The sequence below is a fragment of the Brucella sp. MAB-22 genome (assembly GCF_025908475.1).
In the GTDB taxonomy this organism is placed as follows: domain Bacteria; phylum Pseudomonadota; class Alphaproteobacteria; order Rhizobiales; family Rhizobiaceae; genus Brucella; species Brucella anthropi.
The window spans coordinates 1687844-1703898 of record NZ_CP109782.1 but is presented as its reverse complement, the minus strand read 5'-3'; the positions used below and the strand labels follow the sequence as shown (position 1 = coordinate 1703898).

Genomic DNA, 16055 nt, shown 5'->3' with positions numbered 1-16055 from the left:
CCTTACAGTCAGTTATTGAGGCGAATCCTTCGTCTGCTTCATTGTGCCACGAAAATCGCTTGCGCAGGAATTACTTTCCATATAAACATATCTTTATATCTTTACGGATTGCCGCGATGGGCCGTAAATGAGGTGATGGATCAATCAAGAGCGGAAGGCATGACCGGTTTGCAACTGCAACTCGATCTGATGGTAGATGTGCTGAAGGCGGTGGCTGAGCCAAGCCGCTTGCGTATTTTGGCGCTTCTTTCGCGCGGTGATCTCACCGTCTCCGACCTGACGACGATATTGGGGCAATCCCAGCCGCGGGTTTCGCGCCATCTGAAGCTGCTTGGAGAAGCCGATCTTATCGATCGCTATCAGGAAGGCGCGTGGGCCTATTTCCGTCTCGCCGACAATGCGATCAGTGGCGATCTTGCACGTGGGCTTTTGGCTCGTCTCGACAAGGCGGATGCGCTGGTTGAGCGCGACATGGAACGCCTGTCGCAAGTGAAGTCCAGCCGTCAGGAAAAGGCGGCCGCCTATTTCAGCGCCAATGCCGGCAGCTGGGATCAGATTCGCAGGCTGCATGTTTCCGAGAATGCGGTTGAAGTCGCGCTTAAGAAAGTTATCGGTGACAAGCCGTTTCAGGCGATGCTGGATGTCGGCACCGGCACGGGTCGGTTGCTGGAGCTTTTTGCCCCGCTTTACCTTCGTGGTGTCGGCATCGACATTAATCGTGACATGCTGTCTGTAGCGCGAGCCAATCTCGATCTTGCAGCCATCGGCAATGCGCAGGTTCGCCAAGGCGATGTCTATGCGCTGCCTGTAGAACGTGAGAGCTTCGATCTGGTGACTATTCATCAGGTTCTGCACTTCCTTGATGATCCGCTTGCGGCCATTCGTGAAGCGGCGCGGGCTTTGCGCCCCGACGGACGGTTGCTGATCGTCGATTTTGCGCCGCACAAGCTCGAATTCCTGCGTGAGGAACACGCCCATTTGCGGCTTGGATTCAGCGACGAGCAGATGCTGGGCTGGATGAGAGATGCCGGTCTTGAGCCGGAAAAGACACTGGAACTGGAGCCGAAGGCGGCCAATGGAGAAGAGGGGCTGACAGTGAAGCTGTGGCTTGCTCGCGATCCACGCCTTCTTATCGCCGATCCGGCTTCGCATGTCTCCCAAAAGTGGGAACCGGTTTTGGGATAAAGACAATGCGACAAAAACAGATAATGAGCATGACGGAGACAGTTTGATGGGTTTTTACGGTCTTTCCCGCCGACCGGATGTTGGCCAGACCACCCGGGTATCGTTCGAATTCTTCCCGCCCAAGTCGGAGGAAATGGAACAGCGTCTCTGGGATACGGTGACGCGGCTCGCTCCGCTGCAGCCCGAATTCGTTTCCGTGACTTATGGTGCCGGTGGTTCCACACGTGAACGTACGGCGCGTACCGTGGCGCGCATCCTTAAGGAAACCGATGTCAAACCAGCGGCGCACCTGACCTGCGTGGATGCAACACGCGAGGAAGTCGATCGTGTCGTGCGTGAATTCGCGGCTCTCGGTGTCAACCGCTTCGTGGCGCTGCGCGGCGATCCGGCAGCGGGTATTGGTGAGAAATATGTGCCGACACCGGGTGGTTATCAGAATGGCGCCGAACTGGTTTCCGGTTTGCGCAATATTGCCGATTTCGACATTTCGGTTTCCGCCTATCCGGAAAAGCATCCGGAAAGCCCGGATTTTGCCACCGATATTGATATGCTGAAGCGCAAGGTCGATAATGGTGCAACGCGCGCCATCACCCAGTTCTTCTTCGAGAACGACCTTTACGAGCGTTATGTCGAGCGTGTTCGCCGTGCTGGTATCTATATCCCGATCGTTCCAGGTGTTCTGCCGGTGCACAATTTCAAACAGGTCAAGAATTTCTGCGCGCGGTCGGCGACGCATATTCCAAGCTGGCTGGCGGAGCGTTTCGAAGGACTGGACAACGATCCGCAGACGCATCAGCTGGTAGCGGCCGCAATCGCCGCCGAGCAGGTGATGGATCTGATCGAACGCGGCGTGCAGGATTTCCATTTCTACACGATGAATCGCGCCGATCTGCCCTTTGCGATCTGCCACATGATCGGCATAAGGCCGAAGACGGAAGCAGCTCTGGAAGTTGCCTAAGATAAAGAAAGCCCGGCGGTGACGCCGGGCTTTTCATTTTCGTGCGGGTCGGCCTATCCTCAAAACCGAAGCCGCCGTAATGGTTTAGGCTAATTCCCCTAAGGGATGACGCCTGCTATCAACGCTGCAACAAATGCAAATGCCGCACAGATCATGAGGACATTCAAAGATCGCGTAAGTCCCATTGGTCTGTCTCCTTCATATGCGCCCGGATGACCGGACGCGCGCTGGTAGGAAGCTGGAATCTAAGCGCAAAACGTCTCGAACAAAAGAAGATTTCGTGCTGCAATCTGGCGTGATGGAGAAATAAACCTATCGTTTACCACCTAAACTATTGAAATATTTGACTAGAAAAATTTGTTCACATTTCATGAAAAAGACACTGAACTGCCACGTTTGGTACTGTTTTCGCCGTAGTTGCCACCGGCTTTTGGCGATGTTTTTTGCGCTTTCTAGCGAATTAGCGCCAAATATGCCGACAAGGTGAGGATAGATATCACTGTCGAGTAGAGGATGACGTTGGAGGTTATCGCCGCCTCGCGACGATAGTGCTCAGCCAGCATGAAGGGACCTGTGCCAGTCGGAAGTGCTGCAAGAAGGGCAGCGCTTTGCGCGAGCAGGGGAGGCAGTCCGAATACATAGACCGCCAGCAGCCAGGTCGCGAGCGGCTGGACGATGAGCTTCACCGAAACGAGAAAAGCGATGGCATTGACGCTTTCGCGTTCGATCTTGCGCGGCTGGGCGAGGAACAGGCCAAGCGCCACCAGTGCGCAAGGGGATGCGGCACCACCGAGCATCTTCAGGAAGGTTTCCGCCGGGGCCGGGATGGCTAACCCCAGAAAGGACACCACGGCACCAAGTGCTGGAGCGACAAGCAGCGGATTGCGGATCAGGGACCGCATGACCTTCCAGATGAGACGAAGCGGCTTCTTCTCTGTCTGCAGGCCGATTTCGATCAGCACGATCGCAAAAGCAAACGTGACGCAGACGGTGATGATGATCGAAATGGTGGTCGCTGCCAAAACGCCTGACCCGAAGGCGATCATCGAAAGCGGAATGCCCATATAGCCGGTATTCGGGTAGGCGGCGTTCAGCCCGTCAAGCGCGGTATCCGCCAGAGGCAGCTTTCCACGCAGTCGCACCAGAAAGGGCAATGCGAAAGCAATGGCGCTTGAGAGCAGAAACACTGCGATGAACCCCGGCTGCCAGAGCTCGCTGCCATGCGTATTGGCCATGATGTCGAAGAGAAGAGCAGGCAGCGCCAGATAGACGACGAAACGGTTTAGCTCCGCTATCGCATGAGGCCCGAGTATTTTCAGCTTGAAGGCACCCCAGCCGGAGAAAATCAGCGCAAAAACGGGAAGGACGACAATCAGCGTTGTGAGCATGGGGCGCATTTCATTTCAGGAAAGGAAAAGGCGCGGTTTTTTGAACCGCGCCTTGTCGAGATCAGAGCCTATCGAGAAGCTCTTGTGTCGGCCATGAATCGGCAGGCATTCCAAGGCGCATCTGTTCGGCGCGCACGGCATCGCGGGTGAGGAGACCGAACACACCGTCGATCTTTCCGCCCATGTCGTAACCGCGGGCCTGGAGCTTGGTCTGAAGTTCCTTTAGCTGGTCCTGTGTCAGACCCGGAACTGGATTGCCCGGATCGAAGGCAGGTGCACCAGCCAGACGGGTTGCAAAATAAGCAGCCGTTGTGGCGTAGACGATGGACTTGTTCCATTCAACGAACACGTCGAAGTTGGGATAGGACAGGAAAGCCGGTCCTTTGCGGCCCAGCGGCAGTAGAAGCGACGCGTCGCCATCATCCGGGCCGAGCGGACCGTTGAGGCCCATCACACCCTGCTCAGCCCACCAGGAATGTGGCTTGCGGTTGGTGCGGATCGCTTCTTCCCAAGGCAGATCCTTGGTCAGGCGAACTTCCTCCAGCCACGGTTGGCCACGCTTCCAGCCGAGTTCCGAAATCATGCGGCCTGCGGTCATCATGGCATCGGGAACGCTGCTCTTCAGATCGACCTTGCCATCGCCGTCGCCATCGACGCCACGTTCAAGATAATCCTTCGGCAGAAGCTGCATCATGCCGATTTCGCCAGCCCATGCGCCGGTTGTCGCGGCATCGACGACGCCCTGGTCGAATAGCTTGAGAAGGGCTATCAACTGCGGGCGGAACAGGTCTGGACGGCGGCAGTCATAGGAGAGGGTGACAAGCGCATTCAGCGTGTCGAAATCACCCTGAATGGCGCCATAGTCGGTTTCAAGCCCCCAGAAAGCGGCAAGGACTGGCCCCGGAACGCCATAGGTATCTTCAACCTTCTTGAAGACGTCGGCATATTTGACCAGATTTTCACGGCCTTTTTTCAGGCGCGCTTCCGAGATGAGGCGCTTGGAAAATTCGGTGAAAGTCAGGTTGAAAACAGTCTGCTTGCGGTCGCGATCAAGCACCTTTTGCTCAAGCATGGCCTTGTGCAATTCGGCGATGCCCTTTTCGCCGACACCGGCTTCCCGGGCTTGCTTGGTCAGATTGTCCATCCACTGGCCGTAATCGATCTCGCATTCCGGCTTGGGAAGATTGACGGTGTTTTCAGTTGGCGTCGCAGCAGGCGCCGGAGACGCGGCGGCCTGTGCACCCGACATGGTTGTTGATGCAAGCAAGGCGGCTGCGATAACTGAAGCAAAAAACTTCATTGGTAACTCACACTAATAGATTGGGAGCAAAAGGCTCCCTTTCGGGGATTGTTTTAGCTATTGCCCCAACAAGCCCCGGAAATGAAGCAAAACTTGGTGTGAACTGCCAAACTGCGCCGTGTTAGCGGACCTTGTTGCTTTCCAGCCACTTTTTCCACGAGTTGGCATCGCCTGCGAAGACATTGATATCGGCGTCGCCCTTAATGCCGGGAATGGAGCCGGTGCCGGTATATTGCCAGAACGTCCACGGATGCGGGCCGTACTTCTCGTCCGGATGACCGGCAACGGAGCGCAGCCAGAACGGATAGTCTGCCATCTGCCGCAAGTCGTTGTCATCGAAGAAATCGACCGTCGTGTAAACAATCGGGCGTTTGCCGTAATGCTTTTCCAGCGCCTGCAGGAAGATGCGCATTTCCTTGCGCACAACGGCTGCGTTGGGGCGCAGCTTGCAGGTTGGCGATTGCGGGTTCCACTCCATATCGAGAACGGGTGGAAGCGCGCTCGGATCACGCGGCACGTTCTGGATATACCAGCGGGCCTGTTCAATGGCCGGGCGGCAGAAATAGTAGAAGTGATAGGCGCTCCGTGCGATGCCTGCCTGATGGGCGCCGTTCCAGTGTTCCTTGAAACGGTCGTCGACGCGGTCACCGCCCTCTGTCGCCTTGATGAAGGCGAAGGAAATGCCGCTGGCGCGCACGGCGCTCCAGTCAATGTTGGTCTGATATTTGGAAACGTCTGTGCCGTGGATCGGATAGTGCCAGGGCGTTTTGCCGGTCCAGTCGTGCGGGTCGCGATCACCGAAGCGCGGTGCCTTTACCGAGCCGGACGGCGGTGCGATCCGGGCCACCGAGCTGCCCGATTTCTTTACGTCGGAAAAGTCGTAATCCACCGTCGTGCAGGCGGAGAGAAGTAAAGCGCCGAGGGCGAGAATGCTGCAGCTGGCCAGACGGTTCATATAGTGGTTCCGTGTCGCGAATCAGTCCTCTAACGGTTACGCGATCCGGAGGCGGACGTCACCAGTCTGGCGGGCAAGTTTGGTGCTAATCTGTGGCAGAGGGTGGCATTGTCGAACGAACAACCGTTATCCAGGCAAAGCCGCGATAAAGAATGCGCTTCTCAACGACAGCACTGCGTTCCTGCGCAAGCTGGTCGCAAACCGCGAACAAGTCGCTGCGCGGTGTGACATGGAACCATTCCAGCCATTGGAAGAGTGCCTTTCCGAACCAGCGCGGCAGCCGGGCCTGATCGCCAAAATCGACGATATGCAATTCTCCGCCCGCATTGAGGTGCCGGATGCTTTCACGAATGACCGACTGCCATTGCGGTATCATCGATACGGCATAGGAAATGAAAATCCGGTCGAAGCCAGCTTGCCCGAACAGTCTTTCTGGATCGAACTGGGCCGCATCCGCACGATCAAGCCGGACGCGATCTTCGATGCCAGCGCGCTCCGCCGCCCGGCGTGCCGTATCCAGCATTTCTGCTGAAATATCGATGCCGAAGAGTTTTGCATCGGGGTAGTTTTCTGCAGCTTTTATCAGATTGCGGCCGGTGCCGCAGCCGATCTCCAGAACTGTGCCGTCCTTGGGTACGGACAGTCCTGCGATCATGGGGTCGCGACCCAGAAGATAGTATTTGCGGGTCGCGTCATAGAAGTGTCGCTGACGACGGTAGACCCGATCCATGAGGTTGGCATGGTCTATACCCTGAACGCTCCATGGGCTGCGCGACATGTCAGGCATCCTTCAGCGCATAAAGATGGAACCCGCCATAGATCGACGAGCGATCGCGGTCGTGCAGGGTGCGGGATTCGTCCGCTTGATATTCCCAGCGATCCAGAATCTGCGGTGCCACCCGTCCTGGAAGCAGGCTCGGTTCGGCTGCGGTACGAAAGATGACACGGGCATTTGGTGCTGCCGTACGGGTGATTTCACTCCAGAGGGCATTGAGCTGCTCGTCATTCATCCAGTCCTGCGCATCCAGCAGGATATAGCGGTCGACGGATGCCGCAGGCTTGGCAGCGAGAAAATCGGTATAGCTTGCGTTCTGTACGGTCATGCGATCAGCGCGTGTGCGTACTGTTTCAAAATTGGAGCGTGACAGATAGGGCGGGAGAGGCCCGTTTTCCTCATTGCCGCTATAGCCGCGCCCGAACGCCTGCCAGGCGAAATAATTGTCGGTAAGGGGGAAACCGCAAGCGAGTTTCTCAAGACGACTGCGCAGGACAAGCGCCATGTCGCCGTTTCCTGCAGTGGCAAGGGCATCATATTGCTGTGGCGGTATGCCCAGTCCGAAAAGGGATGATTTGCGGGCCGTGGCCCAGCGCACCATGCGTTTTTCAAAGAGCGGGGCAAGCGCCGTGTCGAAGAAGCTACGCTGCTCTTCCATTGTGCGCGCCTTCAAGATGTCGCGCGGATCGATCCCGTAGAGGCGCGCCACGCGATGGCCCATGCCGATGAAGACGCCAAGCAAGCCGTGGCGATAGAGGTCGCGCCAGAAAATGGAAATACGCTGGCGGCCATTCCATTTGCGTTTTTCCCAATAGTCGCGGCTTTCGCTGTCCAGATGCGGGCGGATGAAGCGCTTGTAGGCGGCAAGATTGGTCTTGTCGTCGGCTTTCCCGTAAAATCGGTAGAATGCATCGTAGTCGGGCAGGTTTTTGACAGCCGCAAGCTTCAGCCGGTTGAACGCGACGTGTGCCTGATTGAGATCGACCGCCTCCACACGTGCCGGATCGGCGGTCAGGTAGGACATGGCATTGCATCCGCCGGACGCGATGGTGACGATGCGATGGTCCGGCTCTATAGCCAGAGCTGCCATATCAACTTCCGGGTCTTCCCATATCTGCGGATAGACCAGCCCTTTGAACAGCCAGGCAAACAGCCTTTCAGAAAAGCCTGCCCGCGAGAGGGCGCTGTTCTGGGTCACGGCCTGCTTTAGAATTGTGTCGGCTGATGCTTGCTGTGTCATCAAAAATTCCCCTAATGCACGAATCCCGACTTTGATTTTGCCAAGTTAAACATCGTCCAATGACAGGGGCGTGACGAATTAATTGCGGGTTTTTAAACCAGATGAATGCGGCTATACGCCTGTAATACTGTCGCTTTATTACGGTCGGTAAGACTATTTGAGAGAACTTTTTCGCGCCGTTGCCGTTTTCTTGTGTGACGGTCCGAGTCGACGGGATTTCTGTGTCGATGAGTGACCGTAAAGGTGATTGGCCGGATCAACCGGTCACGCACGGAGAAAACAGAGAGAGGCGTTTGGCAATATTGCCATTTAATGCCTGAAACCAGGCCAACGAGCCTGATCTAGGAAGGAGAGCCAACGTGAAGAAGTTTCTGATTGCTTCTGTCGCCGCCGTATCGCTTCTCGGCCTTGCAGCGTGCAATGACAAGAAGGACGACACGAGCAACGCACCGGCACCATCCGCGCCGGCAGCGCCCTCGAACAATGACACGACGACGACGCCAGCCCCGGCAACTCCGGCACCGGCTACCCCGGCGCCAGGTACAGGGACAGCGCCTTCCAACTAAGGTTGGGAAGTCGTGATGCACTAGCATGCGGGTGGCGATCCGGTTTCCGGGTCGCCATTCGTGCCAATAGGCTTCGGTCAAAGGCTTTAGGCCAATGGCTTTAAGCCAATGGTTTTAGGATTGAGATGAACGTTAAAGCAACCATGTCGGGAAAAGACGGGCATTCTGCGTTTTCCGTGTTTCAACGCAGGCTCGGTTCGGTTATGGCTTTTGTCATGAACCGTAACTTCCTGTTTTTCATCTCTGCGATTGTTCTTGTTGTGCTTGCCGCTTGCGGCAAAGGAGACGACGAGATTGCTGCCACTACGAATGGCAGCGAGCAGGGCGCTGCTGCTGTATCGCAGCCTGCCAAACCGGCAGAAAGTGGAAGCACGGAGAAAGGCCCCGATCTGGTCAAGTCGCTCCGCGACAGTTCCGGTGTGGTGAGCCCGGAAGAGAAGGCAGCAGCCATTGAACGCGCACGGACCAATGCCGTTGCCGCGGCAAAATCTGTCGGTCAAACGGATCAGCAGGCACTGACGGCTGGACAAGCAGCAGCCACGGCCGCACAGCGTTCCTTCGACGAACGCGAACCCCAGCAATAAGCGTTCGTTGCGGAACTCGGCAACAATCTAAGCCAATGTCCTGACATTCTTTCTAAATGTTTGTTTTTTAGACTTTCGCTCGCCTGGGCGGTTTTCAGTTCATTCGGAATTCTATAGAAAAGTCCCATGTCGATTTGGGTTCGCATCGGTGAGTTTGTCACTTACGTGGCGTCGAATGCCATTACTGGCGTTATCGAAGCCGTGCGCACCGTTTTCGAAGGTGACGCCGATACACGGCGCCGGGTGGCCTTCTCCATTGCGATGATCGCGCTTTCAGCCAAGATGGCCAAGGCCGACGGGGTCGTCACACAGGACGAAATCCGCGCCTTTCAGGACATATTCGCCGTGCCGAAGGAAGAGACGGCGCATGTCGCGCGGCTCTATGATCTCGCCAAGCAGGATGTCGCTGGCTATGAATCCTATGCGCGTCAGCTCGCCGGATTGTGCAGTGAAGGACAACCCGATTGCCATCTGCTTGAGGATATCCTCGACGGTCTTTTTCATATAGCCACCGCTGACGGCTATGTGCATGAAAAAGAGATGGCCTTCCTTGCAGGCGTTGCGGATATTTTCGGCTATGATGAAGTCGCTTTCGATCGTATCGCGATCCGGCATGTCCAGCGCGGTGCTGATGATCCTTATGCCATTCTGGGGCTGGAGCGCGGCGTTTCCTTCGAGATGGCCCGCAAGCGCTATCGTTCGCTGGTCAAGGAACATCATCCGGATCGGCTGGTGGCAGAGGGCTTGCCGCTTGAATTCATAACCATTGCCAACAGGCGTCTGGCAGCGATAAACGCTGCCTGGGCAAGCATTGAGAAGAATCTGGAGGCTGCATGAGCAGCGTGCGCGAAATCGAGAGCGAGTTGTTGCGGGAGCTGGCGCTTGACCGGCCCGATTTTGCCGGTGCAACGCTTGATCCGTCACCCAATTTCGGTCCGCGTCGCGACGGCAAGGTGCCCGCCTTTCTCATTCTCCATTATACCGGTCTGGCGACTGCCGAAGAGGCCGTGCAGGTTCTTAAATCGCCAGATATGGAAGTTTCCGCGCATTACCTTGTCCATGAAGACGGGCGGATCGTGCAGATGGTTTCGGAAAAGGCCCGTGCCTGGCATGCGGGCAAGAGCTTCTGGAAGGGCGAAACGGACATCAATTCGGCCTCCATCGGCATTGAGATCGTCAATCCGGGTAATCTTGAAGACTATCCGCCGTTCAAGGATGCGCAGATTGATGCGGTCATCCGCCTTTGCCGCGATATATGCGAGCGTTATACCATCAAGCCGGAAAATATTCTGGCCCACTCCGATATTGCACCTTCGCGCAAGACAGACCCGGGCCATAACTTCCCCTGGAAGCGGCTCCACGAGGCGGGTATCGGCCACTATATCGAGCCGACGTCGATCCGCGGCGGGCGGTTTCTGGCACGTGGCGAAAACGGCCAGCCGGTCGAGGCGTTGCAATCCATGCTGGCACTATATGGCTACGAAATCGCCATCACTGGCGTCTTCGATGAAGGCACCGAGACTGTGATTAAGGCCTTTCAGCGACATTTTCGGACACAAAATGTGGACGGGGTGGCCGATGTATCTACTATAGATACCCTCTACAGGCTAATTTTTTCCCTGCAGAATGTTACCGCCTGACGAGATGCGGGCGGTTAATCTCTCTATCCAGCGTTGATTCGTATTTCTGTAATGATTTCATAAAAATAGATCGATTCAGCCCGGTTGCAGAAGGGTTGTGACGAAGGTTTACGCCGCGTTTGTGTGAATCACGAATGTTACAACCTGTAAGACTATTTTACTTTTACAACCAATCTTCGGCTGCATTTGCCCGGCACTTCATCGCTCAATCCCAGCGGACAAGGGCCTGACAACCCATATCGGGCGGGATCAAAAAACAGGACTGTTTTTACCCAAGACAGACAGTCTGAGAAAAGAAACGTTCCAAGACGGTAGGTTATGAAAATTAAATTTGTTGTTGTTTGCGCCCTTGTTGGCGCGATGAGTTCGTTTGGCCTGAATCCAGCACTGAGTGCCCCTTCAACTGAACCGACCAACCTCGCAGCTCTCCTCAAGGCACGCCAGCAGAACAAGACTGCCGAGGCGGAAAAGCCAACCAAAGCGCCGAAGAAGGCATCGGTCGTCAGCCGCCGTGCGGCTCCGACTGCCAAGAATTCTACGGGCAAGGGTTCTGCTGCTAAGCGTTCGCAGTCGAAGGACACGACTGCCCGTAACGCCAAGAGCGGCGGCGCTTATTCAAGCATCATCAATCGTTACGCATCGACCTATGGCGTGCCTTCCGCACTTGCCCATGCGGTTGTGCGTCACGAAAGCAATTTCCAGCCGAATGTGCGTGGCAAGGCCGGTGAAATCGGCCTGATGCAGATCAAGCTCTCGACCGCACGTGGCCTCGGCTACACGGGTTCAGCCAAGGGTCTCTATGAGCCTTCCACGAACATCCAGTTCGGCATGAAGTATCTGGCCCAGGCGCAGAAGCTCGGCGGCGGCAGCACTTGCGGCACGATCCTGAAGTACAATGCCGGTCACGGTGCAAAGCGTATGAACCCGACCTCGGCGAAATATTGCAGCTCGGTCAAGGCCTATATGCGCGCTCTCTGATGCATTTTCAGGATGCGAATGCAGATTTACGTCGGCGGTCGCGTAGAGTACAGGCCGCCTGATGTGAACGAAAAGCCGACAGTGGAGACACTGTCGGCTTTTCTGTTTCCGGTGACTGCAGATTTTTTCCGGAATCCGGTTCCACTGTTCCGCTATCGTTGCTATATGCGCGCTGTCAGTCGGTCGGGCAGCCGCGCTTGTCATATGCCGAAAGGCGGCAGGTGAGGAAAGTCCGGGCTCCATGGAAACACGATGCCGGGTAACGCCCGGCGGGGGTGACCCCAGGGAAAGTGCCACAGAAAGCAGACCGCCCCGTCTTCCGTACCGTTGCGCAATGAAACGGCAGGGATGACGGGGTAAGGGTGAAAGGGTGGGGTAAGAGCCCACCGCGTCTGCAGCAATGCAGACGGCACGGTAAACCCCATCGGGAGCAAAACCGAATAGGGACGGCGCGCTGGCTCGCAAGGGCCGGCAATCGGTTTCCGGATCAGCCGTCCGGGTGGGTTGCACGAGGCGGGTGGCGACATCCGTCCCAGATGAATGGCTGCCACGTCGGGCGAAAGCCCGGCCATACAGAACCCGGCTTACAGACCGACTGACAATTTTCTCTAGAGCGGCTTCTATTTTAAAAGAAGCGTTGGACCCGCTCTAACTGTTTGTGTTGTCGCATTGCCTACGCAAAACCGTTTCACGCTTTTTTTGGAAATGCTCTTAATTGACTGCTTCAGCATTCAAACGCAAGAAACGGATAGTTGCGTTACCGCCGGGACTTTAATTGGGACCTCCACGAAATCACGGAGGTTCAGTATGTCCAGTTTGAAAGACAAGGTCGCAATCATCACCGGCGCATCGTCCGGAATAGGGCGCGCCGCTGCATTGCTCTTTGCCAGAGAAGGCGCAACCCTTGTGCTGAATGCTCGCGGGCTTGCCGGTCTGGAACGTGTTGCGGAGGAGATCGCGGCGTTTGGCGGAAAGGCGCATTGTGTTGCGGGCGATGTCTCAGAAGCTGAAACGCATGAGGCACTTGCTACGGCAGCGAAGGATAAATTCGGCGGGCTTGATATAGCTGTCAACAATGCTGGCACTGTAGGCCCTATCGCGCCGCTTGCCGAAATCGTGCCCGATGATTGGGAAGGGGTGCTGGCGGGCAACCTGACCTCGGCATTTCTGGGAGCGAGATCGCAAATCCCGCTGATGCTCGAAAGGGGCGGGGGCTCGATTGTCTTCACCTCGACATTTGTCGGCACGAGCGTTGGCATTCCCGGCATGTCGGTTTACGGAACCTCGAAGGCAGCTCTCATGGGGATGGTCAAGGGCATAACCGCTGATTACGGCGCCCGTGGCATCCGGGCGAATGCGCTTCTGCCGGGCGGTGTTGATACGCCGATGGGCGGAGATGAAAAGCAGAAGGAATGGGCCGCAGGCCTGCATGCGATGAAGCGGATCGCCCAGCCTGAAGAAATCGCGCAGGCAGCGCTGTTTCTGGCAGGCCCGATGTCGAGTTTTGTCGCTGGTTCAGCGCTTTATGCCGACGGTGGCAACGCGGCGGTGAAGTAAAAGAAAGGGTGGCTCCGTGATACGGAACCGCCCATTCCAAGAGCCTCGGGAGGGGCTTAAATTGGCACGCCGGACATGAAATCGTAAATCAGCTTCATGTTCAGGACGACGATGATCGCAGCGGTAATGGCGGCAAGAATCGTCACCCAGCGTGGAGCGACCAGCGATCCCATCTTCTTTTTCTCCGCCGTGAACATGACGAGTGGAATGATGGCAAAGGGCAGCTGAAGACTCAACACGACCTGAGACAGGATCAGAAGCTCGGTCGTTCCTTGCGAACCATACATGATCGTCACGACGGCAGCCGGAACGATGGCCACGAAGCGGGTGATCGCGCGGCGCAGCCACGGCTTCAGACGTATGTCGATGAAGCCTTCCATCACGATCTGACCGGCCATCGTCGCGGTGATGGTCGAGTTCAGGCCGCAACAGAGAAGCGCAATCGCAAAAAGTGTTGGTGCGAGGGCCGATCCCAATAGCGGGTTCAGAAGAGCATGGGCCTTGTCGAGATCTTCGACACCGGTATTGCCGGTGGCGTTGAAGCTTGCCGCAGCGAGGATCAGGATCGATGCATTGACCAGGAGTGCGAATGTCAGCGCAATGGTGGAATCCAGCGTCGCATAGCGTATGGCTTCGCGCTTTTCAGCGGTCGTGTGGCCGTAATCGCGTGTCTGGATGATGCCCGAATGCAGATAGAGATTATGCGGCATGACCGTGGCGCCGATGATACCAAGGGCGATATAAAGCATGTCCGGATTGCGGATGATGTCGGTCGTTGGCGCAAAGCCCTTGATGACTGCGCCCCATTGCGGCTGCGCCATCAGAATCTGAATAAGGAAGCAGAGCGCAATCACGCCCAGAAGGGTGATGATGAGCGCCTCGACACGGCGAAATCCCTTGTTCTGGAGATAAAGAACCAGAAGCACATCGGCAGCAGTGATGATGACACCGATTTCCAGCGGAATGCCGAAGAGCAGGTTGAGGCCGATGGCGGTGCCGATGACTTCCGCCAGATCGGTGGCGCAGATTGCCAGTTCGGCCAGGAACCAGAGCGGCCATGCGAGAAAGCGCGGATAGGCATCGCGGCAAGCCTGTGCCAGATCGCGGCCGGTTGCGACGGCAAGACGTGCGCAAAGCGCCTGCAGGAGCACGGCCATAAGATTGGACAGCAGCACAACGGATAGCAACGTATAGCCGAAGCGAGAGCCACCAGCGAGCGAGGTGGCCCAATTGCCGGGGTCCATATAGCCAACGGCTACTAGATAGCCGGGACCGAAGAAGGAAAGTGCGCGACGGAACTTTGAACCTGAACGATTGACTCGGATCGAGCGGTGGACATCGGACATGGATGCTTCGCCGCGATCACGTCGCCAGCCTTCAAATGTTACTTCGCCAGCGCCGGAGGGGCCTGCTCCATGGGGTGCCATACTCAATGCCTTGGGTGTTTATGCAGTTGCAAACTATTTGCATTAAATATGCCAATGATGGGAGGGCGTCAACCGGGGGCGGGGCATCACAAATCATAAGCTTGTGATGCATAGTGTGTGGGTCCATCGCATTTGGATTGAAGCAAATGTCCGTTTTCGGGCAAGTGCTGAGCGCAAACCGCCTTCAAAAAATCCCTGTTGAAAATTATGGGGCTGGCACAGTTCTGTAGAAGTGCTGAGCCAAAGGATAACGCTTCATTAAGCTTAATATCCGATAACTGACGAACGAATCCGCCATGTCGCCACGTTGACGGCAAATGGGCGGAATCCGCAAGCAAAACACGAAAGCATGTTTCCTGAAGTTGGGAACCGATTTTGGAACAAAACATGCGTGAAAACAAAAGATTGAAGCGCGAGACGCTTTAAAAACGGGCCAAGTACCCGGGAAAGGATCGGAATGATGGCAAGCCTCGGCGGAGACAATTCTCAAGCCGAAGGGGCTGAAGTCCGTCACGTTCCGGTGCTGATCGCCGAAGTGATCGACGCCCTGAAGCCTGTATCTGGCGCAGTGATTGTCGATGGGACATTCGGTGCTGGCGGGTATACGCGTCGCATACTGGAAGCGGGAGCGGACGTGATCGCGATTGACCGCGATCCGACCGCAATCGAAGCCGGGCGGGCGATGGAAAAGCAGTTTCCGGGCCGGCTCGATCTGGTCGAGTCCCGGTTCTCTGCTCTTGATGAAGCAGTCTCGAAGGTTAAGGGAGCAGGCAGCAAGGTGGACGGCGTTGTGCTCGATATTGGCGTATCGTCGATGCAGATCGATGAGGCCGAGCGCGGCTTTTCCTTCCAGAAGGATGGTCCGCTCGACATGCGCATGTCGAAAAAAGGACCAAGCGCTGCCGATGTGGTGAACCGTCTCAAGACCGGTGATCTTGCCCGCATCTTCAATTTTCTGGGCGAAGAGCGCCATGCAGGCCGCATTGCACGCATGATCGACAAGCGCCGGACCGCACAGCCTTTCACGCGTACGCTCGATCTTGCCAATGCCATCGAAACGCTGGTGGGACGCAATCCGAAGGATCGCATCCATCCGGCGACGCGGGTTTTTCAGGCGCTGCGGGTCTATGTGAATGACGAGTTGGGCGAACTGGCGCGGGCGTTGCTTGCTGCCGAACGCATCCTGAAACCGGGCGGCCGGCTGGTTGTCGTGACCTTCCATTCGCTCGAAGACCGCATGGTGAAGCGCTATTTCGCTGACCGCGCCGGCGGTAGTGCCGGATCGCGTCATCTGCCGGAAACACATGTCCGTCTGCCGAGCTTTACGCCTGCGGTCAAGGGCGCTGTTGGCCCGACCGCAGAGGAAGAAGAACGAAATCCACGTGCGCGCTCGGCGAAGCTGCGCGCTGGAATAAGGACGGAAAATCCGCCACTGGAAGACGATTTATCGCTTTTCGGACTGCCCAAACTGCCCGAGACGAACGAACTGGCCCGGAGTTGAA

General features: G+C 56.5%; 15 protein-coding genes and 1 other RNA gene. 10 read left to right on the top strand and 6 right to left on the bottom strand.

The genetic code is table 11. The features are described 5' to 3' along the window. The first annotated feature begins 159 nt into the window (after positions 1–159). Both OHI65_RS17750 and metF read left to right on the top strand, forming a co-directional pair. Entirely contained in the window at positions 160–1185 is a 1026-nt protein-coding gene (locus OHI65_RS17750) for an ArsR/SmtB family transcription factor (protein WP_125300091.1), read from the top strand. A 46-nt stretch (positions 1186–1231) separates the two neighbouring features. Continuing rightward, positions 1232–2143, top strand: coding sequence for a methylenetetrahydrofolate reductase [NAD(P)H] (gene metF, locus OHI65_RS17745; RefSeq protein WP_012091731.1), 912 nt, complete (start codon positions 1232–1234; stop codon positions 2141–2143). A 452-nt stretch (positions 2144–2595) separates the two neighbouring features. Here the strand turns inward: metF and OHI65_RS17740 are convergent, their stop codons facing one another. The 5 genes from OHI65_RS17740 to OHI65_RS17720 form a co-directional block, all read right to left on the bottom strand. Continuing rightward, the gene (locus tag OHI65_RS17740; RefSeq protein ID WP_125300092.1) at positions 2596–3531 is read right to left on the bottom strand and encodes an AEC family transporter; all 936 of its coding nucleotides are present in this window, start codon (positions 3529–3531) and stop codon (positions 2596–2598) included. A gap of 61 nt (positions 3532–3592) precedes the next feature. Further along, the gene (locus OHI65_RS17735; protein WP_125300093.1) at positions 3593–4831 is read right to left on the bottom strand and encodes a lytic murein transglycosylase; all 1239 of its coding nucleotides are present in this window, start codon (positions 4829–4831) and stop codon (positions 3593–3595) included. A 121-nt stretch (positions 4832–4952) separates the two neighbouring features. Then, positions 4953–5786, bottom strand: a complete 834-nt coding sequence (locus OHI65_RS17730) for a GH25 family lysozyme (RefSeq protein WP_094513929.1) — start codon at positions 5784–5786, stop codon at positions 4953–4955. Between the two features lie 85 nt (positions 5787–5871). Beyond that, complete coding sequence (locus OHI65_RS17725) at positions 5872–6564, bottom strand: class I SAM-dependent methyltransferase (RefSeq protein ID WP_010659711.1); 693 nt, start codon at positions 6562–6564, stop codon at positions 5872–5874. A 1-nt stretch (position 6565) separates the two neighbouring features. Continuing rightward, positions 6566–7801 carry a DUF3419 family protein gene (locus tag OHI65_RS17720; RefSeq protein WP_125300094.1) on the bottom strand — a complete coding sequence of 412 codons (1236 nt, stop codon included), beginning with the start codon at positions 7799–7801 and terminating at the stop codon, positions 6566–6568. 359 nt (positions 7802–8160) lie between these two features. Here OHI65_RS17720 and OHI65_RS17715 point away from each other — a divergent pair, with 359 nt between their 5' ends. The 7 genes from OHI65_RS17715 (at position 8161) to OHI65_RS17685 (ending at position 13126) form a co-directional block, all read left to right on the top strand. Beyond that, positions 8161–8367 (top strand): hypothetical protein, encoded by a 207-nt coding sequence (locus tag OHI65_RS17715; protein WP_010659713.1) that lies wholly within the window; start codon positions 8161–8163, stop codon positions 8365–8367. A gap of 125 nt (positions 8368–8492) precedes the next feature. Next, a complete protein-coding gene (locus OHI65_RS17710) occupies positions 8493–8951 on the top strand; it encodes a hypothetical protein (protein WP_125300095.1) in 459 nt (152 codons plus the stop codon). Positions 8952–9077: 126 nt separating this feature from the next. After that, a complete protein-coding gene (locus tag OHI65_RS17705; protein WP_010659715.1) occupies positions 9078–9788 on the top strand; it encodes a J domain-containing protein in 711 nt (236 codons plus the stop codon). Beyond that, positions 9785–10591, top strand: coding sequence for an N-acetylmuramoyl-L-alanine amidase (locus OHI65_RS17700; protein WP_012091739.1), 807 nt, complete (start codon positions 9785–9787; stop codon positions 10589–10591). Before OHI65_RS17705 ends, OHI65_RS17700 begins: the two co-directional genes overlap by 4 nt. A gap of 318 nt (positions 10592–10909) precedes the next feature. Beyond that, positions 10910–11569 (top strand): lytic transglycosylase domain-containing protein, encoded by a 660-nt coding sequence (locus tag OHI65_RS17695; RefSeq protein WP_010659717.1) that lies wholly within the window; start codon positions 10910–10912, stop codon positions 11567–11569. 175 nt (positions 11570–11744) lie between these two features. Further along, positions 11745–12172: RNase P RNA component class A (gene rnpB, locus OHI65_RS17690), an RNA gene on the top strand. Between the two features lie 204 nt (positions 12173–12376). Further along, positions 12377–13126, top strand: coding sequence for an SDR family oxidoreductase (locus OHI65_RS17685; protein WP_125300096.1), 750 nt, complete (start codon positions 12377–12379; stop codon positions 13124–13126). Positions 13127–13182: 56 nt separating this feature from the next. On the opposite strand, the gene OHI65_RS17680 is transcribed toward OHI65_RS17685, so the two are convergent. Further along, a complete protein-coding gene (locus OHI65_RS17680) occupies positions 13183–14553 on the bottom strand; it encodes an Nramp family divalent metal transporter (protein WP_010659720.1) in 1371 nt (456 codons plus the stop codon). A 457-nt stretch (positions 14554–15010) separates the two neighbouring features. On the opposite strand from OHI65_RS17680, the gene rsmH reads away from it, so the two are divergent. Next, complete coding sequence (gene rsmH, locus OHI65_RS17675; protein ID WP_012091742.1) at positions 15011–16054, top strand: 16S rRNA (cytosine(1402)-N(4))-methyltransferase RsmH; 1044 nt, start codon at positions 15011–15013, stop codon at positions 16052–16054. Position 16055 lies beyond the last annotated feature (1 nt).

Bases quoted from the DNA above. Each gene is read 5' to 3' on its own strand.
- OHI65_RS17735 (WP_125300093.1), bottom strand. From the start codon at position 4,831: ATGAAGTTTTTTGCTTCAGTTATCGCAGCCGCCTTGCTTGCATCAACA.
- OHI65_RS17705 (WP_010659715.1), top strand. From the start codon at position 9,078: ATGTCGATTTGGGTTCGCATCGGTGAGTTTGTCACTTACGTGGCGTCG.
- OHI65_RS17740 (WP_125300092.1), bottom strand. From the start codon at position 3,531: ATGCTCACAACGCTGATTGTCGTCCTTCCCGTTTTTGCGCTGATTTTC.
- OHI65_RS17710 (WP_125300095.1), top strand. From the start codon at position 8,493: ATGAACGTTAAAGCAACCATGTCGGGAAAAGACGGGCATTCTGCGTTT.
- OHI65_RS17720 (WP_125300094.1), bottom strand. From the start codon at position 7,801: ATGACACAGCAAGCATCAGCCGACACAATTCTAAAGCAGGCCGTGACC.
- OHI65_RS17695 (WP_010659717.1), top strand. From the start codon at position 10,910: ATGAAAATTAAATTTGTTGTTGTTTGCGCCCTTGTTGGCGCGATGAGT.
- OHI65_RS17680 (WP_010659720.1), bottom strand. From the start codon at position 14,553: ATGGCACCCCATGGAGCAGGCCCCTCCGGCGCTGGCGAAGTAACATTT.
- OHI65_RS17700 (WP_012091739.1), top strand. From the start codon at position 9,785: ATGAGCAGCGTGCGCGAAATCGAGAGCGAGTTGTTGCGGGAGCTGGCG.
- OHI65_RS17725 (WP_010659711.1), bottom strand. From the start codon at position 6,564: ATGTCGCGCAGCCCATGGAGCGTTCAGGGTATAGACCATGCCAACCTC.
- OHI65_RS17750 (WP_125300091.1), top strand. From the start codon at position 160: ATGACCGGTTTGCAACTGCAACTCGATCTGATGGTAGATGTGCTGAAG.
- OHI65_RS17685 (WP_125300096.1), top strand. From the start codon at position 12,377: ATGTCCAGTTTGAAAGACAAGGTCGCAATCATCACCGGCGCATCGTCC.
- OHI65_RS17730 (WP_094513929.1), bottom strand. From the start codon at position 5,786: ATGAACCGTCTGGCCAGCTGCAGCATTCTCGCCCTCGGCGCTTTACTT.
- metF (WP_012091731.1), top strand. From the start codon at position 1,232: ATGGGTTTTTACGGTCTTTCCCGCCGACCGGATGTTGGCCAGACCACC.
- rsmH (WP_012091742.1), top strand. From the start codon at position 15,011: ATGATGGCAAGCCTCGGCGGAGACAATTCTCAAGCCGAAGGGGCTGAA.